At 63.6% G+C, this 19,282-nt stretch carries 21 protein-coding genes; 10 read left to right on the top strand and 11 right to left on the bottom strand.

The annotated features are described in order from the left end of the window. The first annotated feature begins 46 nt into the window (after nt 1–46). Both hemH and ACO550_RS30340 read left to right on the top strand, forming a co-directional pair. The gene (gene hemH, locus ACO550_RS30345; RefSeq protein ID WP_315598082.1) at nt 47–1,162 is read left to right on the top strand and encodes a ferrochelatase; all 1,116 of its coding nucleotides are present in this window, start codon (nt 47–49) and stop codon (nt 1,160–1,162) included. A gap of 35 nt (nt 1,163–1,197) precedes the next feature. Continuing rightward, a complete protein-coding gene (locus ACO550_RS30340; protein ID WP_315598081.1) occupies nt 1,198–1,593 on the top strand; it encodes an RNA-binding S4 domain-containing protein in 396 nt (131 codons plus the stop codon). Nucleotides 1,594–1,676: 83 nt separating this feature from the next. On the opposite strand, the gene ACO550_RS30335 is transcribed toward ACO550_RS30340, so the two are convergent. Next, nucleotides 1,677–1,832, bottom strand: a complete 156-nt coding sequence (locus tag ACO550_RS30335; RefSeq protein WP_315598080.1) for a hypothetical protein — start codon at nt 1,830–1,832, stop codon at nt 1,677–1,679. A gap of 284 nt (nt 1,833–2,116) precedes the next feature. Between ACO550_RS30335 and grpE the strand changes: the two genes are divergently transcribed. Next, the gene (grpE, locus tag ACO550_RS30330; RefSeq protein ID WP_315598079.1) at nt 2,117–2,677 is read left to right on the top strand and encodes a nucleotide exchange factor GrpE; all 561 of its coding nucleotides are present in this window, start codon (nt 2,117–2,119) and stop codon (nt 2,675–2,677) included. Nucleotides 2,678–2,749: 72 nt separating this feature from the next. Here the strand turns inward: grpE and ACO550_RS30325 are convergent, their stop codons facing one another. Together ACO550_RS30325 and ACO550_RS30320 are read right to left on the bottom strand one after the other, a co-directional pair. After that, a complete protein-coding gene (locus ACO550_RS30325) occupies nt 2,750–4,090 on the bottom strand; it encodes a phospholipase A (RefSeq protein ID WP_485995061.1) in 1,341 nt (446 codons plus the stop codon). Nucleotides 4,091–4,253: 163 nt separating this feature from the next. Further along, on the bottom strand, nt 4,254–4,685 hold the full coding sequence (locus ACO550_RS30320; protein WP_315598078.1) for a DUF1841 family protein: 432 nt from the start codon (nt 4,683–4,685) through the stop codon (nt 4,254–4,256). Nucleotides 4,686–4,777: 92 nt separating this feature from the next. Here ACO550_RS30320 and ACO550_RS30315 point away from each other — a divergent pair, with 92 nt between their 5' ends. After that, on the top strand, nt 4,778–5,707 hold the full coding sequence (locus ACO550_RS30315; protein WP_315598077.1) for a DMT family transporter: 930 nt from the start codon (nt 4,778–4,780) through the stop codon (nt 5,705–5,707). Between the two features lie 88 nt (nt 5,708–5,795). Then, entirely contained in the window at nt 5,796–6,383 is a 588-nt protein-coding gene (locus tag ACO550_RS30310) for a malonic semialdehyde reductase (protein WP_315598076.1), read from the top strand. Nucleotides 6,384–6,459: 76 nt separating this feature from the next. Here the strand turns inward: ACO550_RS30310 and ACO550_RS30305 are convergent, their stop codons facing one another. From ACO550_RS30305 to ACO550_RS30290, 4 genes are all read right to left on the bottom strand, one after another. Beyond that, entirely contained in the window at nt 6,460–7,143 is a 684-nt protein-coding gene (locus tag ACO550_RS30305) for a DUF1120 domain-containing protein (protein ID WP_315598075.1), read from the bottom strand. Nucleotides 7,144–7,295: 152 nt separating this feature from the next. Then, on the bottom strand, nt 7,296–8,021 hold the full coding sequence (locus ACO550_RS30300; RefSeq protein ID WP_315598074.1) for a Coq4 family protein: 726 nt from the start codon (nt 8,019–8,021) through the stop codon (nt 7,296–7,298). A gap of 24 nt (nt 8,022–8,045) precedes the next feature. Beyond that, the gene (locus ACO550_RS30295) at nt 8,046–9,023 is read right to left on the bottom strand and encodes an alpha/beta fold hydrolase (protein WP_485995060.1); all 978 of its coding nucleotides are present in this window, start codon (nt 9,021–9,023) and stop codon (nt 8,046–8,048) included. Continuing rightward, a complete protein-coding gene (locus ACO550_RS30290) occupies nt 9,020–10,537 on the bottom strand; it encodes an NAD(P)/FAD-dependent oxidoreductase (RefSeq protein WP_315598073.1) in 1,518 nt (505 codons plus the stop codon). The genes ACO550_RS30295 and ACO550_RS30290 overlap by 4 nt, the downstream gene beginning before the upstream one ends. A 74-nt stretch (nt 10,538–10,611) precedes the next feature. Here ACO550_RS30290 and ACO550_RS30285 point away from each other — a divergent pair, with 74 nt between their 5' ends. After that, entirely contained in the window at nt 10,612–11,259 is a 648-nt protein-coding gene (locus tag ACO550_RS30285) for a TetR family transcriptional regulator (RefSeq protein ID WP_315598072.1), read from the top strand. Here the strand turns inward: ACO550_RS30285 and nth are convergent. Both nth and rsxB read right to left on the bottom strand, forming a co-directional pair. Further along, nucleotides 11,228–11,872, bottom strand: a complete 645-nt coding sequence (gene nth, locus ACO550_RS30280; RefSeq protein WP_315598071.1) for an endonuclease III — start codon at nt 11,870–11,872, stop codon at nt 11,228–11,230. The two genes, ACO550_RS30285 and nth, sit on opposite strands and share 32 nt — an antisense overlap. After that, nucleotides 11,869–12,687, bottom strand: a complete 819-nt coding sequence (gene rsxB, locus ACO550_RS30275) for an electron transport complex subunit RsxB (protein WP_315598070.1) — start codon at nt 12,685–12,687, stop codon at nt 11,869–11,871. Before rsxB ends, nth begins: the two co-directional genes overlap by 4 nt. Before the next feature lie 191 nt (nt 12,688–12,878). Between rsxB and ACO550_RS30270 the strand changes: the two genes are divergently transcribed. Further along, nucleotides 12,879–13,514 (top strand): TetR family transcriptional regulator, encoded by a 636-nt coding sequence (locus tag ACO550_RS30270; RefSeq protein ID WP_315598069.1) that lies wholly within the window; start codon nt 12,879–12,881, stop codon nt 13,512–13,514. A 105-nt stretch (nt 13,515–13,619) separates the two neighbouring features. On the opposite strand, the gene ACO550_RS30265 is transcribed toward ACO550_RS30270, so the two are convergent. Together ACO550_RS30265 and ACO550_RS30260 are read right to left on the bottom strand one after the other, a co-directional pair. Continuing rightward, entirely contained in the window at nt 13,620–14,858 is a 1,239-nt protein-coding gene (locus ACO550_RS30265) for a polyhydroxyalkanoate depolymerase (RefSeq protein WP_485995059.1), read from the bottom strand. A gap of 272 nt (nt 14,859–15,130) precedes the next feature. Further along, nucleotides 15,131–16,327, bottom strand: coding sequence for an aromatic amino acid transaminase (locus ACO550_RS30260; RefSeq protein WP_315598037.1), 1,197 nt, complete (start codon nt 16,325–16,327; stop codon nt 15,131–15,133). Nucleotides 16,328–16,538: 211 nt separating this feature from the next. Here ACO550_RS30260 and uvrB point away from each other — a divergent pair, with 211 nt between their 5' ends. The 3 genes from uvrB to ACO550_RS30245 all read left to right on the top strand — a co-directional run bounded on the left by uvrB (nt 16,539) and on the right by ACO550_RS30245 (nt 19,247). Further along, complete coding sequence (uvrB, locus tag ACO550_RS30255) at nt 16,539–18,632, top strand: excinuclease ABC subunit UvrB (protein WP_315598036.1); 2,094 nt, start codon at nt 16,539–16,541, stop codon at nt 18,630–18,632. A 106-nt stretch (nt 18,633–18,738) separates the two neighbouring features. After that, nucleotides 18,739–18,960 carry a hypothetical protein gene (locus tag ACO550_RS30250; RefSeq protein WP_315598035.1) on the top strand — a complete coding sequence of 74 codons (222 nt, stop codon included), beginning with the start codon at nt 18,739–18,741 and terminating at the stop codon, nt 18,958–18,960. A 47-nt stretch (nt 18,961–19,007) separates the two neighbouring features. Then, nucleotides 19,008–19,247: a hypothetical protein gene (locus tag ACO550_RS30245; RefSeq protein WP_315598034.1), complete on the top strand. Its 240-nt coding sequence runs from the start codon at nt 19,008–19,010 to the stop codon at nt 19,245–19,247. Nucleotides 19,248–19,282 lie beyond the last annotated feature (35 nt).

Raw genomic sequence — 19,282 nt, 5'->3', positions numbered from 1 at the left:
ACAACCCGGCTTTTGCCAGCGCCCCCGGCCTTGCAACGGAAACCCCATGACGTTTTCGCCTGAACCGGCATACCAGCACGGCCAGCCGCCGCGCACCGCAATCCTGCTGATCAATCTCGGCACGCCCGACGCCCCCACGCCCAAGGCGGTAGGACGTTACCTGAAGGCCTTCCTGTCGGACCCGCGTGTCGTGGAGATTCCGCGGCTCGCCTGGCTGCCGATCCTGTACGGGCTGATCCTGCCATTCCGCTCGCGTGCGTCGGCCCTCAAGTACGAGTCGATCTGGTTGCGCGAGGCGCATATGACCGGGTCACCGCTACTGGTCCATACCGAGCGCCAGGCGCACGCGCTGCAACTGCTGATGCAGAAACTTGGCCATGACGTGACCGTGGCGTGCGCAATGCGCTATGGCAACCCGTCGATCGAGTCGGTCATGGAGACGCTGCGCCGCCAGGGCACCGAACAGATCCTGCTGCTGCCGCTATATCCGCAGTTCTCGGGCACCACGACAGCCACCGCGTTCGACGAGGTGTTCCGCGTCATGTCGAACTGGCGCAACCAGCCCGAGATCCGGCTGGTCAAGCATTTCCACGATCATTCGTCCTATATTGCCGCGCTGGCCGCGCAGGTCCGCGGTTACTGGCTGCAGCACGGCATGCCGGACTTCGCGCGCGGCGACAAGCTGATTTTGTCGTTCCACGGCCTGCCGCGACGGTTGCTCGATCTCGGCGATCCCTATCATTGCGAATGCCTGAAGACGGGCCGTCTGCTTGGTGAAGCGCTGGACCTGCAGCTTGGGCAGTACCAGGTGACGTTTCAGTCTCGTTTTGGCAAGGCGGAATGGCTGCAGCCCTATACGGCACCCACGCTGGCCGAGTTGGGCAAGGTCGGCACCGGACGCGTCGATGTGTTCTGTCCCGGCTTTCCGGCGGATTGCATCGAAACGCTGGAAGAAATCGCCATGGAAGGCCAGACCGAGTTCCGCGTGGCGGGCGGCAAGGCGTTCCATTTCATTCCATGCATGAATGATTCCGAGGTATGGATTGCGGGCCTGGCCGACATTGCCCTGCAGCATCTGCAGGGTTGGCCACTGAAATTGCCGCATCCGCATGATCTGGAAGCGCGGCGCACGCGCGCGCAGACACGGGGCGCCGCAGCCTGAGATGGCTGGGGGCAGGAAGCAGGCAGGAGTTGACGATGCAAGTGGATTTTGAAGCCGGTGCGCGGATGCGCATCGACAAATGGCTGTGGTGCGCACGGTTCTTCAAGACGCGCTCGCTGGCCGCCGATGCGGTGGAGCGTGGCCGGGTGACGGTGAACGGACAGGCCGTCAAGAACTCGCGCGAGGTGAAGCCCGGCGACATGGTGGTGCTGGAGGCGCACCAGCAGCGCTGGGAAGTGGAGGTCAAGGGTATTCCGGCCTCACGCGGTGCGGCACCGATTGCCCAGACTACCTATGCGGAAACCGGGCAAAGCCAGTCCAGGCGCCAGATCGAGGCGGATCGGCGCCGCCTGCAGCCCGAACCGGCGGCGCAATTGCAGGGGCGTCCGACCAAGCGTGACCGGCGCCGCATCGACGATTTCAAGCAGTAGGAATCAGGCGGAACTCGGGCGAATTCGCCGTACAAACGCTTCCCGCCAGGGCGGATGCGCCACGGCGGGTCGCAGGGGAAGGGTTACTGGACGTACTGGATGAGGTAATGCTTGAACACGGCCTTGCCGCTGCCATACTCGGTGTCGCGCGGAGCGAACGCCTCGGAAAGGCAGATAAAGGCCGTCATTGCCGTCAGCGCGGCAAGCAGGCAGAGCGTCACGACAGGCAACTTGTGCATGGCGAATCGTCCCAAGGATGCACCAAAATGATCCACCTCTGGCTCCCGTTATTTTTGTCATTTTTTCCTGCTTGAATCTTAGTGTTTGCGTTGCAGCAAATCAATAAACACCAGATTTCATGAAACAGGGCTTTGTAACGGCGTATTTCGGCGTTTCTGAATCTCCACACTTGAAAAACTGGAGGGGCGTCGCCAAGTGCGGCTAGACTTGCCGGTTTGGCACCCGAACCATCCCTCGGCCCGCTGTCAGCGCGGGTCGCGTTTTAGCTTTGATACGAATCGACATGGAAGAACAGAATCAGACGCCAAATCCAGAGACGCAACAGACGGCCGATGACGCCGTGCGTGCGCAGGCGCCCGAGGCTGCGGCCGCCGGCGGTGACGATATCGCCCGCCTGACGCAACAGGTGGCCGAGCTGGAGGCCAAGGCCAAGGAACACTTCGACATGTTCCTGCGCGCCACCGCCGAAGGCGAGAACATCCGCCGCCGTTCGCAGGACGAAGTGGCCAAGGCGCACAAGTTTGCGATCGAGAACTTCGCGGACAACCTTGTGCCCGTGATGGATAGCCTGCAGGCCGCGCTGGCCGACAATACCGGCGACCTGGCCAAGCTGCGCGAAGGCGTGGAACTGACCGCGCGCCAACTGGCCGCCGCATTCGAGCGCGGCAAGATCGTCGAATTGAACCCGGTAGGCGAGAAGTTCGATCCGCATCGCCACCAGGCCATTTCAATGGTGCCGTCGGAGCAGGAGCCGAATACGGTGGTCAGCGTGCTGCAACGTGGCTACACGATTGCCGACCGCGTGCTGCGACCGGCGCTGGTGACGGTGTCGGCGCCGCGCTGATACGCACGCCCCGACAGTATGAAAAAACGCCCGGAGGCCGCACGGTCTCCGGGCGTTGTCGTTTCAGCCGGCCTAGCGCGATAGCGCATAGCCGATGCGGAACTGCCACGGCGTCTTCTGGTTGTAGTAGAGCAGGCTTTCGCCATAGCCGTAGAAGTAGCCGGCCATCAGGTAACCGGCCGTGCCGGGCAACAGCCGCGCCAGCGGATAGGTGACCTGCGCATCGATGCTGCCATAGCCCTTGCGCGTACCCTTGCGCAGGGTCGCCGCGAATTCCCAGGAATCGGGCCTGCCATACGCGACGTTGAGGTCCATGTAGCCGCGATAGTGGGCGATGTCCTCGTTGTCGCTCTTGCCGACGTAGCCATAGATCTTCGGCGCCACGCGCCAGTGCCAGTCGGTCTGGTCGCCAAAATACATGGTGGGTTTGACGAACAGCGTGTTGACCGCCCGCGAATCGGCGCCGTCGCGGCCGTTCGATTCGTGCTCGAAGCCGGTGGCGATCGACAGGCGGCTGATCACGCTGTTCTTTACGCCGGTATCGGACAGGTAGTAGTAGAGGCTGGGCCGGTAATTGGTGTCCTTGAATGGGCGGGAGTCGCCCGCGAGGTCCCAGAGCGAGAACTGGGTATAGGCGAAATAGAGGTTGTCCAGCACCGATTTCGAGCTCGGGTTCTCGCCTTCAAAAATCCGGTACTTGAAGCTGATCTGGAACTTGGCGTTGGCGCCGTTGTGGGCGCCGAACATGATGTACATCGGCTCGTTGAACGACAGGCGCTGGGCGTCGCGCAGGTCGGCCGGAGCGGGGCCCGGCGCACCGCCATTGGCCGCCGAAACCACGGGCGTGACCGCGCCGTCGGGTTGCGGCGTGCCCTGGGCATTTGCGAGTTCGGTTTCGGACGTGGCTGCCGTGGATGCGGGCGCCGTCGGCCTGGCGACTACCACGGGTGCGGTGGGCGTGGCCTCGCCCGGCAATGGCGCGCGGTTCAGCGAAATGGTCACGGGGGCCGCATCGATGCCGGCCACATCTAGCCGGACCTGGCCGCGCAGGCCGACCGGCCAGTCGGCCACATAGCTGACGGTGCGATTCTCTCCGCGCCGCAGGTTCAGCACGTTTGGTCCCTTGCCCACGCGTTTGAGATCCATGCGGACCGGTGCGGCAAGGTCGCCGACGGCGGTGACCTGCAAGGTGTCGGGCACGGCGTACCGGCGCGTGTCGTCGTCAGCCGTGATCAGCAACGTCAGCGTCAACGGTTTGGTGCCGTCGACGATGCGGGGAGGCTGCAGCAACGCCACCGCGGCTTGCGCCACGCCGGGCATGCACAGCGTGAAGCAGGCCATGGCCAGCGCGGACAACAGGGACGGCGTGGCCGCACGGCGAACGCCGGCGGAAACGGACACGGAGTGATGCATGAGCAGGATGCGCCGCATCGGCAGGGTTGATCACCGGTAGCGGCGATTTCCGCTCCAGTGATCCCGACGCAGCAAGGACAAGGATGTCCGCAAGCCTAGCACGTGCCGCAAAGCACGCTTGTCGGTGGATGTCTGGCAATGCAGTCAGCGTTGAGGCTACCGGTCAGCCTGCCGCGCGCCGCCTGATGTCATCGACATAGGCTTGCCCGTCCGGTGGCATGCCGTTGCGTTGTGCATTCCAGAGCATCTGCCCGAGCGCTTCCATGATCTGGTGCTGGGCCTCGTGCGGCGAGTCGAGCCGCCGGCTAAGTGCTTCGCAGGCGGCGCGGATACCCGGCGGCTGGTCGATCGACACCTGTTCGGAGATCGACAGATGCATCGCCAGATGCAGGAACGGGTTGGTCTGGCCGTCCTCGGGCGTGTAGTCGCGTGTCAGCGCGCCTTCGGTGTCGTCCAGCAGCGCGTGGTATTCGGGATGCTGGTCGATCCAGTCGACCGCGATGGCCTCGAGCGGCGTGAGGACATTGCCCGCGACGCGCTTCTGCCAGGCTTCGCAGAAGAAACGGCGGACTTCTTCTCTTGAGGGATTGAACATGATGGCCGCTATTGTAGTGCAGCCTCGCCGGCGCTGCCGCGCGTGCCTCGCACGTCAGTAGAATGCAGGTTTTGCGCTGACTTATCGCCGATATGACCGCTTCCGCCACCGGCAACCTGGCCCACGCCCGCGACAAGCTCGCCGGCGTGCTGCTGATCGCGCTCTCGGCCAGCGCATTTGGCGCCATGGCCATCTTTGCGCGCTTTGCCTATGCCGCCGGGGCCGATGTCTATGGACTGCTGGCAGTGCGTTTCGTGCTGGCCGCCTGCGCGATGGCGGTGGTCTTGCGCACGCGCGGCATTGCCTTGCCGCCGTGGCGACGCGTCCTGGCGCTTGCCGCCATGGGTGGCATTGGCTACGTCAGCCAGTCGTATTGCTTCTTTACGGCCCTCAATCACGCGCAGGCCAGCCTGGTGGCGCTGCTGCTCTACCTGTACCCGCTGTTCGTGACGATCCTCGCGGCGATCTTCCTCAAGGAGCGGCTTACTACCTCGGCCGTGATCGCGCTGGTGTTGTGTTCGGTCGGCGCCGGGCTGACCGTGGGCGGTGGCGAAGGCACGCCGCTCGGCATTGCACTGGGTGTTGCGGCGGCCGTGATCTATTCGATCTATATCGTGGTGGGCGCCCGCGTGACGGCAGGCGTCAATGCCATTGCCACGACCACGGTGATCTGCTCGGCCGCGGCGTTGGTCTATGTGATCGTCGGCATCCTGCGCACGGGCGCCGGAATGCCGCCGCAGTTTCCGTCCAGCGCAGGCGGCTGGCTGGCCCTGCTGGCGATTGCGCTGGTGTCCACCGTGCTGGCCATCCTGACCTTCTTCGCCGGACTGCAGAAACTTGGGGCCGCGAAGGCGTCGATGCTGTCGACCCTCGAACCGGTTGTGACCGTGGTGCTGGCGGCAGCGTTGCTCGGCGAGCACATTGGCGCCACGCAGGCCATCGGGGGCGGCCTGATCCTGCTCGGTGTATTGTGGCTCACCCGGCGCACTGGGGGCAGTGCCGCCTCCGACGAACGGAATTGAACGGCTTCATCAAACTGCTTGTGGGTGCGCCTCGGCATGCTTCGGTACAATCGCGCTTTCTTACATCACAGAATCCGGAAAACGCGCAATGAAATCCGTTGATCAGGCAGTCCTTGCACAATTGTTCACTGCAGCCCGCACGCATAATGTGTGGCAAGACAAGCATGTGGACGATGCGCTGCTGAAGCAGGTCTACGAAGCGATGAAGTTCGGCCCGACCGCCGCCAACGGTTCGCCAGCCCGTATCGTGTTCGTGAAGTCGGCCGAGCAGAAGGCTCGCCTGGTGGATTGCGTTTCGGCGGGCAATGTCGAGAAGACGCGCTCCGCGCCGGTGACGGCCATCGTCGCGTTCGACAACGCGTTCCATGACCAACTGCCCAAGCTGTTCCCGCACGCCGATGCGCGCTCGTGGTATGCCGGCAACACCGAGAAGATTGCCCGCGACGCGCTGATGAACAGCTCGCTGCAAGGTGGTTATTTCATCCTGGCCGCCCGCGCCCTGGGCCTCGACTGCGGCCCGATGGCCGGCTTCGATGCCGCCAAGGTCAACGCCGCGTTCTTCGCCGATGGCAAATGGTCGGTCAACTTCCTGATCAACCTGGGCTACGGTGAGGTCGACAAGCTGCATCCGCGCCTGCCGCGTCTGGCTTTCGACGAGGCTTGCAAGATCGTCTGACGTCAACGGCGATTGCCATCATGAAGAAAGCGACCCGGTGGGTCGCTTTTTTTGTCTGTTGATGGGCGGCATCCGGTCAGAGATAGAACAGCGATATGGTGGCGGAACCGTCGATGGTCAGGCCGTTGCTGAGATCCGCCAGTTCCTTCTTGCTGGTCAGACGCGTCTTGATGGAAAGCGGCAGGGTGACGACTGTGAAGGCACTCGGCGTGTTGCCTCCCGGTGCCGCCCAGGCATGCTGCCGATGGCCCGGGGCGGTACGGACGCCTCCGCTCTGCGGTGGCGCTAAGCCAACCGTCCACGCGCTGGTGCTGGTTGACGGAGCATTCCGGAGCAGGTGGACCAGATCACGCCCATCGCCGCTGGAGCCGGCGGTCCTCAGCGAAAGCACGTATGAGCCAACCTTCTTGCCGTCCTGTGTACCCAGTCCGTAATGATCATGCTCGGGAGTGTAGGGGTGCAGTGCGGTGTGCGTGCCGGCGCGATTGTCCGTGGTGCTGATTGCAAAGCGGGTCGGCGCGGAGCAGGTGATCATCAGCGTCAGGGTCTTGTCTTCCAGTGCTGCGGCATTGGTTTGGTTGAGGATGAGCGCCGACGCCGCCGGGGTGACATCGACAGAGCCGTTGTTCGTGATATTCATCGAGCACGAGTGCGGCGACAGTTTTCCCTTGACGGTGATTTGGGCTGTATCGCTCGCCATGACACTGGCGGAACAAGCAGCGATCAATGCGGCCGAACAGTACTTCAGGGTTGCTTCCATGGATCTCCTCGCTTGGGAGTGGTATCGAGTCGAATTGCCTGGATGACCTTGCAGAAACTGAGTGGTCCTAGGACTATGGCAACTGGAGCACTGGCGAGGAATAGCGGTCCGATTAAATAGACGTCATGTGTGTCAAGAATCCGGGCAGCGCCTCACGCGGTCCATTGCTGCGCCGGATTGCACGCGAGATAGCGGACCGGTTGGGCAATGCCCAGCCGTTCGCGCGCGGCTTCGATCGGCTCGTTGAGCAGCGCTTCATAGTCTTCGCCGAGCAACCAGCTGGCGCGCCGCCCAAGCCGGTAGCCCTCCAGCACCGCGCGCGCGAACGCCAGGCCGCGCGTCACGCGCCAGCTTTTCAGCGATGCGGCGACCGCAATGAACGCCCAGCCCTTGCCGCTGGTCTGTGCATAGCTGAACGCCACGAGTGCGGCTTCGCCAAGGCTTTCGTCGGCGCGATAGCCCGTCAGCACGTGCCAGATATCGTGGATGTCACGCGTCCGGCGCCCAAACCACATATAGGCGTCTTCAACGATCGGCTCCTGGTTCAGGTTTGAAACCTTGGCCAGCCCGTCCGCGCTATAGCCGGTCTTCTCCAGGAAACCGCGATAGGCAGCACCCACGGTGCCCGGCGCAAAGCTGGCAATGAATGCCGGATCGCATAGTTTCTCGGCCAGTTCGATGCGCTGATAGGCCATGCGCCGGCCTTCGGGCGTGCCCAGCAGGCGCCTGTAGTTTCTCGGCATCGAGGGGCCATTCAGCGCGCGCATGATACGGAATACCTGCTCGGTGTCGTTGCCGTCCGCCAGCAGCTTGCGGATCGCCTGGAAAGCGGTTGGCAGGTCGCGCCTGTATGGGTTGAAACCGGTCGAGGAGGCCATGGCGAGTCCTTTCTGGAAGGTGGGTCAGGCAGGTACGGCTTCATGCAGGCGGGCTGCCGCGCTGCGTACAAATGCGACACTGGTATCGACCGCAGTGACTGGCAGCATATGTCCGCCGTTCACGAGCGTCAGCCTGGCACCAGGCAACCTGGCAACGAAGGCTTCGCCATTCTGCGCGTAGTCGAGGATGCGGTCTTCGCGGCCATAGAGGATGCTGACGGGCACGCGCAGATCGGCATAACGCGGCAACAACGGCGGCAGGCTATGTGCGGCACCGAGCAGGTCTTCCGACGCGCCAAGGAAATGGCTGGGCCGCAGCGCCAGCAGGCCGCCGCCGCGGGTGGGGAAGTCATGCGGTACGGGATCGGGGCCGAAGACGATATCCATGACCTGTGCGCGGTTGCGGATCGACATCGGGATCAGCAGTGTCCACGCGATCAGCTTGCGAACCCATGCGCTTGGCACCGTCATCGCCTTGAAAACGGGTGACACTTCCTCGGGCGGATGCGTGAGCGGCGCGATCAGCGCGAGCCCGCCCACGCGTTCCGGGTGATAGGTCGCCAGCGCCAGCGAGATCGCGCCACCCAGCGAGTGGCCCACCACGAGCGGTTGCCCGAGTCCGAGCTTGTCGATCAATGCGGCGAGCGTGTCGGCCTGCGCGCGCAGGTCTGCCGCGGCGCCCGCCGTGCGAGTGGACCAGCCCGCCGCGGGGCGGTCCACGGCAACCACGCGGAAGTCGCGCGACAGGGGCTCGATCATGCCGTAGTCAAAGTTGGCCAACTGGCCCGACAGGCCATGCACCAGCAGTATCGTGGGGCCCTGGCCGCGCTCGACCACATGCAGCCGGGCGCCGGGCACCTCGACAAACTGGCCGGTGGGCGGCAGCGCGGCTTCGATCTTGCGCGTGGTGTGCCAGGTAAACAGGAATAGCAGCGCGAATAGCGCGAACAGCGCGACGGACAGCGCTACCGCAACGGCGGCAAGCAGGAGTGGCAGGTTCAAGATTGGGCCTCGGCAAGCGGATCGTTGTTCGGCATTGTGGCGGATTGCACGCGGTCGAACCGCAGTACGCCATCGTCAAGACGGCCATGGCGGATCGTCAGCATGTCCATCAGGTAATTCTGGTACACGCGCCACGGTTTGCGATGTCCCTGCTTTGGCAGCACGGCGGCGGCACGTTGCACATAGCCCGACGTGAAATCCAGGAATGGCGCGCCTTCCACGCCCGCATCGACATGCGGCACGGCAATGCGATAGTCGTGCCGCTCCATGTACCGCAGCAGGCGGCAGACGTACTCGGCCGTGAGATCGGCCTTGAGCGTCCATGACGCATTGGTATAGCCGAACGCCAGTACCAGGTTGGGCACGTTGCTGAGCATCATGCCCTTGTAGGCGAGCGATTCGGATGGGCGGCGCGCATGGCCGTCCACGTTCAGCGCGATATCGCCAAGCATGTTGAGCTTCAGGCCGGTAGCCACCACGACGATATCGGCCGGCAGCTGCTTGCCCGACGCCAGTTCGATGCCGTTCTCGGTGAAGCGCTCGATGGTATCGGTGACCACCGAGGCACGGCCGTCGCGGATTTCGCGGAACAGGTCGCCGTCGGGCACCAGGCAGACACGCTGGTCCCACGGGTTGTAGCGCGGCGTGAAATGGGTACCGACGTCGAAGCCCGGCGCGAGTTGCGCGGCGGCCATGCCGATCATGCGCTCCTTGACCTTTTCGGGCCGGCGGCGCGCCAGCTGGAAGAAGAACATGCCCAGCAGCACGTTCTTCCAGCGCGTGGCGCGGTAGGCAAGGCGCTCGGGCAATACGCGGCGCAGCTTGTGTGCGAGGGCATCTTCGCCGGGCCGCGTGACGATATATGTCGGCGAGCGCTGCAGCATCGTTACGTGCGCGGCGGTGGGCGCCATGGCCGGCACCAGCGTGACCGCGGTGGCGCCGCTGCCGATCACCACCACGCGCTTGCCGGTGTAGTCGAGCGACGGGTCCCAGAACTGCGGATGCACGATGCGGCCACGGAAATTTTCCTCGCCGGGAAACGCCGGACGATGGCCTTCGGCATAGCTGTAGTAACCGGCACAGACATAGAGCAGGCGTGCCCGCAGCCGTTGCCGGGTGCCGTCGGTCGCGCGTTCCGCCTCGACGGTCCAGCATGCGTCGTCGCTGTTCCAGTTCGCGCCCACTACCTTGTGCCCGAAGCGGATGTGCTGCGTGATGCCCGCCTCCTCGGCGGTTTCACGGATGTAGGCCAGAATCGACGGACCGTCCGCAATCGCCTTGGCACCGCGCCAGGGCTTGAAACGGTAGCCCAGCGTGTACATGTCGGAGTCGGAGCGGATGCCGGGGTAGCGGAACAGGTCCCACGTGCCGCCAATCGCCTGGCGTGCTTCCAGAATGGCGTAGCGCTTGCCGGGGCAACGTTCCTGGAGTTGGCGGGCAGCGCCGATACCGGACAGGCCGGCACCCACGATCAGGACATCAAGGACTGCGTCTTCGGAAAAAGGGGCGGTCATGACGGGAACCCGGATGAGTTGCGTTTCTGACAACATAGATTGTCAGAAGCAATCTGACAATAGGGAATGTCATAATGGCCGCCATGACCACCGAGCTATCTCCCGCACGCCGCTATCGCGGCGCCGAGGCCGAAGAGCGCCGCGCCCAGCGGCGTGAGCAGCTGATTGCCGCCGCCGTGCGGGTATATGGCGAGCGCGGCTACCAGAACGCCACGGTCAAGGCCGTGTGCGAAGCCGCGGGCCTGACCGAGCGCTACTTCTACGAATCATTTGCGAATAGCGAAGCGTTGCTGCTGGCGTCGTATGAAACGGTCACGCACCGGCTGCTTCAAACGCTGGCGCAGGCCGGCGAGGCGGCAGGGGGCGGCGGAGAACAACGCGTGATGGCCATGTTGCGCGCCTATTTTGGTGCGCTGCAATGCGAGCCGCGCTCGGCGCGCGTGTTCCTGGTAGAGATTCGCGGAGTCAGCAAGCTCGTGGACGAAGCGCTGGCGGTTTCGCTATGCGATTTCGGCGCACTGCTGGCGCGCACGTTGCTACCGCCGGGCGCCACGACCGATGCCATGCTGGCGGCCGGCGTGGCAGGCGGTATCGTGCATGTGGCGCTGTACTGGATCCGCAACGGCTACGCACCCGATGTCGACACCGTGGCGCGCACCGCGCTGCAACTGGCGCTGGTGCTGACCAACCCTACGCCTTCGGCGCCGCGGTCTTTTCCCTGAACTCGCACAAGGGTTCGATCGCGCAATGCCAGCACTCGGGCTTGCGCGCCTTGCAGACATAGCGCCCATGCAGGATCAGCCAGTGGTGCGCGTCATGCAGGAATTCCTTCGGCACTACCTTCAGCAGCTTGTGCTCGACCGCATCGACGTTCTTGCCCGGCGCCAGGCCCGTGCGGTTCGCGACGCGGAAGATATGCGTGTCGACCGCAATCGTCGGATGGCCAAACGCCACGTTGAGCACCACGTTGGCGGTCTTGCGGCCTACGCCGGGTAGCGCCTCCAGTGCCTCGCGCACCGGCGGCACCTTGCCCGCGTGCTGTTCCACCAGGATGCGGCACGTTTCCATGACATGCTTGGCCTTGGTCTTGTAGAGCCCGATCGTCTTGATGTAGTCGATCAGCCCAGCCTCGCCCAGCTCCAGGATCTGCTGCGGCGTATGGGCGACCGGAAACAGTTTGCGCGTGGCCTTGTTCACGCCCACATCGGTGGCCTGCGCCGACAGCAGCACGGCAATCAGCAGTTCGAACGGCGAGCTGTATTCGAGCTCGGTCTCCGGGGTCGGATTGACATCCCGCAGGGTTTCGAAAATGGCAAGGCGCTTGACGGGGTTCATCGTTGAGGGTCGTTCTTGTCGCTGTCTTTGTGGTCGCTGGCCGGCATGGCGCCGAGCCGGGCCCGGCGTGCTTCCGCCGCATCGATCTGCGCCTGCACGGCGGCTGACACGTTTTCGGTATTACGTGGCTTGACGGCGGCGGCCTTCTGGCGCGCGCGTTCGATCGCCGCTTCGATAATCGCTTTCTTGCGCGCCTGCGCGGCCAGTTCGGCGTCGCTGGCAACGGCCTCGGCCTGCAATGCCTGGAGCTTGGCCGCGGCCTTGGCGGCCAGGCGCGCTTCGTTCTCCTCGCGCTCGCGCACCAGCCGGCTCTTGCGCGCCACGTAGCGCGCCTGGGCGGTATCGGCCTGTTCCTGCGACCACGCGGCCCAGCCGGTATCGGCGCCGGTGACCGGGATCATGGCGATGCAGTCGACCGGGCAGGGCGCCACGCACAGGTCGCAGCCGGTGCACCAGTCGGGCAGCACCGTATGCATCTGCTTGGCCGCACCGACGATGGCATCGACCGGGCAGGCCTGGATGCACAGCGTGCAGCCAATACACAGCGATTCGTCGATGCGGGCCACCGCGCGCGGGTGTTCCACACCGCTTTCCGGGTCCAGCGGCAGCGGCACCACGCCCAGCACCGCCGACAGCCGCACAATGCCCTCGGCGCCGCCGGGCGGGCATCGGTTGCTGTCGGCTTCGCCCCGGGCCATGGCTTCGGCGTAGGGACGGCAGCCATCGAACCCGCACTTGGTGCATTGGGTTTGTGGCAGCAGGGCTTCAAGGCGGTCAGCCAGGCTACTGGCGGCGTTGGCGGGGGTATTGGTCACGACAGCAAGACGGAATCGGGGGACGACTGGAATCTGGCGCGTCTCTGCCGGACGCGTGTGCGGCAAGGATTATCCCCGATTTCGTCGCAGTGCATAAAAGGCGATGATGCTGCGTCACCCGTATGGGAGAGGTACCAGGGGGCGGGTGACGGGCTGTGCCATAATCCGCGCAACTGACAGATCAGATATTCATGTCGAACGAGCCAAGAACGAAGCGGGATCCTGAAGGCACGCGCCGGCGCATTCTGGCCGCCGCCACCGAGGAATTTGCCAAGGGGGGGCTGGCTGGCGCACGCGTCGACCAGATTGCCCGCCGCGCCGAGACCAACGAGCGCATGCTGTACTACTACTACGGTAGCAAGGAGGGGTTGTTCCTGGCGGTGCTCGAAAAGCAGTACGCCGAATTTCGCGCCGCGGAAGAGCAGCTGCATATCGTCGACGAGGACCCCGTGGCGGGAGTCCGCACGCTGGCCCGCTTTGTCTGGGACTGGTACTACGCGCACCCCGAGTTCATCCGCCTGGTGAACAGCGAGAACCTGCACGAGGCGCGCCATCTGAAGAAATCACCGCAACTGAACCAGCTGATCAACCCGATAGTGGATGTGCTCGCGGAGATCATCCGGCGTGGCCAGAAGCAGGGTGTATTCCGCGACGATATCGACGTGCCGCAGTTCTACCTGACGATTTCGGCGCTCGGTTACTACGTGCTGTCGAACCGCTACACCATCAGTGCCGTGATCGGCCGCGACGTGGCGTCCGAGGAAGAGCACGCCCGCTTTGCCGAACTGCATACCGACATGCTGCTGTCGTACCTGACGAATCGATAAGCGGCGATAACCCGCGATAGCCGCCGATAACCCGGCGGTGCCCGCTGCAAACAAAAACGCCTGCGCGATATGCGCAGGCGTTCTTCGTTCTGGTCGACGTTCCGCTTAGTGCTTGCGGATGAAGTCGCGCAGCTCCGGATAGATATTCTCGCGCCAGCGTCGGCCAGAGAAGATCCCGTAGTGGCCACACTTCGGCGCGGTAATGTGTTGCTTACGCGCTTTCGGAATGCCCTCGCACAGGTCATGCGCTGCGGCCGTCTGTCCCGCGCCAGAAATGTCGTCGAGCTCGCCTTCGATCGTCAGCAGTGCGGTGCCCTTGATATCCTGCGGACGCACCGGCTCGCCGTCGATTTCCCACGTGCCATTGGCGAGGCGGAATTCCTGGAACACTTCGCGGATCGTGTCGAGGTAGTACTCGGCCGCCATGTCCAGCACCGCGTTGTACTCATCGTAGAAACGCACATGCGCGTCGGCGTCGTCCGCATCGCCCTCGACCAGGCTCAGGTAGAAGTCATAGTGCGATGACAGATGGCGGTCCGGATTCATCGCCACGAAGCCGGCGTGCTGCAGGAAGCCCGGGTAGACCTTGCGGCCATGGCCAGGATAGTTGGCCGGCACCGTGTAGATCACGTTGTTCTCGAACCACTCGTACGACTTGTTGGTGGCCAGGCCGTTGACCGCGGTGGGGCTCTTCCGCGCATCGATCGGGCCGCCCATCATCGTCATCGTGCGTGGGGTCTTCTCGCCGGCCGAAGCCATCAGCGAGATCGCGGCCAATACCGGCACCGTGGGCTGGCACACCGAGACCACATGCAGGTTTTCCGCGCCAATATGGCGGATGAACTCCTGGATGTAGTAGACGTAGTCCGAAAGGTGGAAGGCGCCGTTTTCCACCGGCACCATGCGCGCATCCACCCAGTCGGTGACATAAACCTTGTGATCCTGCAGCAGCGTGCGGACCGTGTCGCGCAGCAGCGTGGCGTGATGGCCTGACAGCGGCGCGCAGACCAGGACCACGGGCTCATCCTTGAGCAGCTTGATGGTCGCCGGGTCATCCGCGTAGCGCTTGAAGCGCACCAGCTTGCAGAATGGCTTTTCGAGCACGGTCTGTTCGACGATCGGAATATCGCGCCCGTTGGAGCGCACGTTCTTGATGTCGAAGGACGGCTTCTCGTATTCCTTGCCGAGCCGGTATAGCAGCTCATAGCCCGCGGCCATCCGGGGCGCGCCTGGTATCAGCGAGAGGGGGCTGAGGGGGTTGTGGAATGTCTTGGCGGTCGCCTGGGCCCACGCGGTCAGCGGGTTCAGCATCGAGCGCTGGAATTCATGCAGTTGGTAAAGCATGCTGGTACCTGTCTAGCCTTTCTTGTCGCGAGTGCTTGTCGCGCAACTGATTATGCCCGCAATCGAACGATCGTGCTTTGAAGCATACACTTCCAAGTTACGCCAGCAAGCGGGGAAGACAATAGGACATTGGCGCTAAATTCGGATGACATCCACCTGCATCGATAAAAAAGGCGCCCTGGAGTGGCTTCCAGGGCGCCTTTTTGTCGTTCCACCGATCCGGGTGTTGCTTTTTGGTGCAACCGCCCGGTGTGGCGCTATTGCCTTACGGCTTAATAAACGGCGGCGATCGCGTTGACCACGGCGTCGATATTGCGGCTGTTCAGCGCGGCCACGCAGATACGGCCGGTGCCCACGGCGTAGATGCCGTGTTCATTGCGCAGCACATCGACCTGGGCCGAGGTCAGGCCCGAGTACGAGAACATGCCGCGCTGGGCCTTCACGAACGAGAAGTCGCCGGGCACGCCCTTGGCAGCCAGCTTGTCCACCAGTGCATTGCGCATCAGCTTGATGCGGTCGCGCATTTCGGCCAGTTCCTGCTCCCACATGGCGCGCAGTTCCGGGCTGTTCAGCACGGTGGCTACCACGGTGCCGCCATGGGTCGGCGGGTTCGAGTAGTTCGTGCGGATGACACGCTTGATCTGCGACATCACGCGCTGGGCTTCTTCCTTGCCCGTGGTCACGATCGACAGGGCGCCCACGCGCTCGCCATACAGCGAGAAGCTCTTCGAGAACGAGCTCGACACGAAGAACGGCAGGCCCGAATCGGCGAACAGGCGCACTGCGGCGCCGTCCGGTTCGATGCCTTCGGCAAAGCCCTGGTAGGCCATGTCCAGGAACGGGATCAGGTTGCGTTCCTTGACCAGTTCCACCACCTGCTTCCATTGCGCGTCGTTCAGGTCCACGCCGGTCGGGTTGTGGCAGCAGGCGTGCAGCACGACGATGGTGTTGGCCGGGTACGACTTCAGCGATTCCACCATGCCGGCGAAATTCAGGCCGTGCGTCGGGGCGTCGTAGTAGGTGTAGTTCACGACCGGGAAGCCGGCGGCTTCGAACAGCGCGCGGTGGTTTTCCCAGCTCGGGTCGCTGATGGCCACCGATGCGTTCGGGTACAGGCGCTTCAGGAAGTCGGCGCCGATCTTCAGGGCACCGGTGCCGCCGAGTGCCTGCGCCGTCACGACGCGGCCTTCGGTGATCAGCGCCGATTCCTTGCCGAACAGCAGGGTCTGCACGGCCTGGTCATAGGCGGCGATCCCTTCGATCGGCAGGTAGCCACGCGGGGTGGCGGTGGTCAGGCGGGCCTTCTCGGCTTCCTGTACGGCGCGCAGCAGCGGGATTTTCCCTTCGTCGGTGAAGTACACGCCAACGCCCAGATTCACCTTGGTGGAACGCGTATCGGCATTGAATGCTTCATTCAGGCCCAGGATCGGGTCGCGCGGGGCCATCTCGACGGCAGAAAACAAACTCATTTGGGATCTCGTGGTCAGCTGTGTAACAAAACGGAGGGCGTAGAATGCTTCGGACTGCGCTGTGGCTGCGGCGGAACACTTCTGCGGCAGCATCCTGACACTACTGACAGAACCTGACAGCAGCCTCGGGCACACTGGGCTTGAACCGATCCGCGCAACCCCAAGATTCTAGCGTATCCGCCAGTTTTCCTCAGGTATTTCCCCTACGTTTATGACGAATCTCGCTGAAGTCGCCCCGCCCCTGGACGAAGATAAATTCGTCACTTTTCCAGGGTCGCCGTTCCACCTGTACCAGCCGTACCTGCCCGCCGGCGACCAGCCCGAGGCCATTCGCCAACTGGTGGAAGGTGTGGAGGACGGCCTGTCGTACCAGACGCTGCTGGGCGTGACGGGGTCGGGCAAGACGTTCACGATGGCCAATGTGATCGCGCGCATGGGCCGGCCGGCCATCGTGTTCGCGCCGAACAAGACGCTGGCGGCGCAGTTGTATTCGGAATTCCGGGAGTTCTTTCCGCGCAATGCGGTCGAGTACTTCGTCAGCTACTACGACTACTACCAGCCTGAGGCCTATGTGCCGCAGCGCGACCTGTTTATCGAGAAGGACTCGTCGATCAACGAGCATATCGAGCAGATGCGGCTGTCGGCCACCAAGAGCCTGCTCGAACGGCGCGACACGATCATCGTGGCGACTGTGTCGGCCATCTACGGTATCGGCAATCCGAGCGAATACCATCAGATGATCCTGACGTTGCGCACCGGTGACAAGATCAGCCAGCGCGACGTGATCGCGCGGCTAATCGCGATGCAGTACACGCGCAACGAGACCGATTTCCAGCGCGGCACGTTCCGCGTGCGCGGCGATACGCTCGATATTTTCCCTGCCGAGCATGCGGAGATGGCGGTGCGGCTGGAACTGTTCGACGACGAGATCGATTCGCTGCAGTTCTTCGATCCGCTGACCGGCCGCGTGCGCCAGAAGATTCCGCGCTTCACGGTCTATCCGTCGAGCCACTATGTGACGCCGCGCGAAACCGTGCTGCGCGCGATCGAGGAGATCAAGGTCGAATTGCGCGCGCGGCTCGATTTCTTCTATAAGGAGAACCGGCTCGTGGAGGCGCAACGGCTCGAGCAGCGCACGCGCTTCGACCTGGAAATGCTTTCGGAACTGGGCTTCTGCAAGGGCATCGAGAACTATTCGCGGCACCTGTCCGGCGCAAAGCCCGGTGAGCCGCCGCCGACGCTGGTCGATTACCTGCCGCCCGATGCGCTGATGTTCCTTGACGAATCGCACGTGCTGATCGGACAGCTCAATGGCATGTACAACGGCGACCGCGCGCGCAAGACCACGCTCGTCGAGTATGGCTTCCGGCTGCCTTCGGCCTTGGACAACCGGCCGCTCAAGTTCGACGAATACGAGCGCAAGATGCGCCAGGCTGTATTTGTCACGGCCACGCCGGCCAACTACGAGAAGGAACATGCGGGGCAGGTGGTGGAGCAGGTGGTGCGTCCGACCGGCCTGGTCGACCCGATCATCCACGTACGCCCGGCTACCACGCAGATCGATGATCTGCTCAGTGAGATTCATGAGCGGCTGAAGGTCAACGAGCGCGTGCTGGTGACCACGCTGACCAAGCGCATGGCCGAACAATTGACCGAGTTCCTGTCGGAAAACGGCATCAGGGTGCGCTACCTGCATTCGGATATCGATACCGTGGAACGCGTGGAGATCATCCGTGACCTGCGCCTCGGTACGTTCGATGTGCTGGTGGGCATCAACCTGCTGCGCGAGGGCCTCGATATCCCCGAAGTGTCGCTTGTGGCCATTCTCGATGCCGACAAGGAGGGTTTCCTGCGCGCGGAACGCTCGCTGATCCAGACCATCGGGCGCGCGGCACGTAACGTCAATGGCACCGCCATCCTCTACGGCGACCGCATGACCGACTCGATGAAGGTCGCGATCCAGGAGACCGAGCGGCGCCGCGCGAAGCAGATGGCGCACAACGAAGCGCACGGCATTACGCCGCGTGGCGTGGTCAAGCGCATCAAGGACATTATCGATGGCGTGTACGACGCCGACGAGGTCAAGGCCGAACTGAGCGCCGCCGCCGAGCGGGCGAAATACGAGGACATGAGCGAGAAGCAGGTGGCCAAGGAGATCAAGCGCCTGGAGAAGCAGATGCTCGACCATGCCAAGAACCTGGAGTTCGAGAAGGCCGCACAGGTGCGCGACCAGCTGGCCAAGCTGCGTGCCCAGGTGTTTGGCGCGAGTGCCGAGGGCGACCATCTGCTTCCGCCGTCAAGCTGAGGATTTTCCCGAGCGGCACGCGGTGCGCATGTTGCGCCACGGCATCCTATAGTGATTGGGCAGCCCGCCACGCGCAGGGCGCCCGATTACCGACCAGGAGCGTGCCATGGTGACACAGTTCGAATATGGTGGTTATGCAGTCGTGGCCCGCGCAATTCCGCATGCGGGCGGTGGTTTTGCCGGGGTGTTGACCATTGCCGATGCGTTTGGCGAACCGGGCGGACCGACGTTTGAAACAGAGACCGGCGCGGCAGAAACGCCAGAGGCAGCGCTTGCCCTGGCTGAAGCCGAAGCCATGCGTACCATAGATGCCGGCGAAGTGAACTAGCCCGGGCCTGGGGTTGGTATAAGACACAGCCGGCCAGGAGACAACGAATGGCCTATAGCAGCGAGTGGAAGAAGAAGGTTTACGAAACGCACGAGATCCAGGTGCTGGTGAAACCTCGTTCACCGATCGAATGGGACTACACCGTACGGGTCTGCCGCAAGGGGACGAATATCCGCGCGGCCGGCACGCTCGTCGAAACGGCCCCACCCACTGAACACTACAAGACGCCCGAGGAGGCCGAGGTCGCCGGATTCGCGCGCGGCAAGCTACTCGCGGAGCAACTCTAGCGTTGGCTTGCACGGCGTCAGTTTTGCGGATGGCC

The organism is Cupriavidus sp. (genome assembly GCF_057315035.1).
Note: the sequence above shows the minus strand (reverse complement) of the source record. Positions and strands in the feature narration are given on the sequence as shown.

What these genes read in the sequence shown, in the direction of transcription:
- ACO550_RS30300 (WP_315598074.1), bottom strand. Translation starts at nt 8,021, where the DNA reads ATGGCCTCCTCGACCGGTTTCAACCCATACAGGCGCGACCTGCCAACC.
- ACO550_RS30285 (WP_315598072.1), top strand. Translation starts at nt 10,612, where the DNA reads ATGGCCGCCATGACCACCGAGCTATCTCCCGCACGCCGCTATCGCGGC.
- hemH (WP_315598082.1), top strand. Translation starts at nt 47, where the DNA reads ATGACGTTTTCGCCTGAACCGGCATACCAGCACGGCCAGCCGCCGCGC.
- grpE (WP_315598079.1), top strand. Translation starts at nt 2,117, where the DNA reads ATGGAAGAACAGAATCAGACGCCAAATCCAGAGACGCAACAGACGGCC.
- ACO550_RS30260 (WP_315598037.1), bottom strand. Translation starts at nt 16,327, where the DNA reads ATGAGTTTGTTTTCTGCCGTCGAGATGGCCCCGCGCGACCCGATCCTG.
- ACO550_RS30245 (WP_315598034.1), top strand. Translation starts at nt 19,008, where the DNA reads ATGGCCTATAGCAGCGAGTGGAAGAAGAAGGTTTACGAAACGCACGAG.
- ACO550_RS30290 (WP_315598073.1), bottom strand. Translation starts at nt 10,537, where the DNA reads ATGACCGCCCCTTTTTCCGAAGACGCAGTCCTTGATGTCCTGATCGTG.
- ACO550_RS30320 (WP_315598078.1), bottom strand. Translation starts at nt 4,685, where the DNA reads ATGTTCAATCCCTCAAGAGAAGAAGTCCGCCGTTTCTTCTGCGAAGCC.
- uvrB (WP_315598036.1), top strand. Translation starts at nt 16,539, where the DNA reads ATGACGAATCTCGCTGAAGTCGCCCCGCCCCTGGACGAAGATAAATTC.
- ACO550_RS30250 (WP_315598035.1), top strand. Translation starts at nt 18,739, where the DNA reads ATGGTGACACAGTTCGAATATGGTGGTTATGCAGTCGTGGCCCGCGCA.
- ACO550_RS30265 (WP_485995059.1), bottom strand. Translation starts at nt 14,858, where the DNA reads ATGCTTTACCAACTGCATGAATTCCAGCGCTCGATGCTGAACCCGCTG.
- ACO550_RS30335 (WP_315598080.1), bottom strand. Translation starts at nt 1,832, where the DNA reads ATGCACAAGTTGCCTGTCGTGACGCTCTGCCTGCTTGCCGCGCTGACG.
- ACO550_RS30325 (WP_485995061.1), bottom strand. Translation starts at nt 4,090, where the DNA reads ATGCATCACTCCGTGTCCGTTTCCGCCGGCGTTCGCCGTGCGGCCACG.
- ACO550_RS30305 (WP_315598075.1), bottom strand. Translation starts at nt 7,143, where the DNA reads ATGGAAGCAACCCTGAAGTACTGTTCGGCCGCATTGATCGCTGCTTGT.
- ACO550_RS30310 (WP_315598076.1), top strand. Translation starts at nt 5,796, where the DNA reads ATGAAATCCGTTGATCAGGCAGTCCTTGCACAATTGTTCACTGCAGCC.
- ACO550_RS30315 (WP_315598077.1), top strand. Translation starts at nt 4,778, where the DNA reads ATGACCGCTTCCGCCACCGGCAACCTGGCCCACGCCCGCGACAAGCTC.
- nth (WP_315598071.1), bottom strand. Translation starts at nt 11,872, where the DNA reads ATGAACCCCGTCAAGCGCCTTGCCATTTTCGAAACCCTGCGGGATGTC.
- ACO550_RS30270 (WP_315598069.1), top strand. Translation starts at nt 12,879, where the DNA reads ATGTCGAACGAGCCAAGAACGAAGCGGGATCCTGAAGGCACGCGCCGG.
- ACO550_RS30340 (WP_315598081.1), top strand. Translation starts at nt 1,198, where the DNA reads ATGCAAGTGGATTTTGAAGCCGGTGCGCGGATGCGCATCGACAAATGG.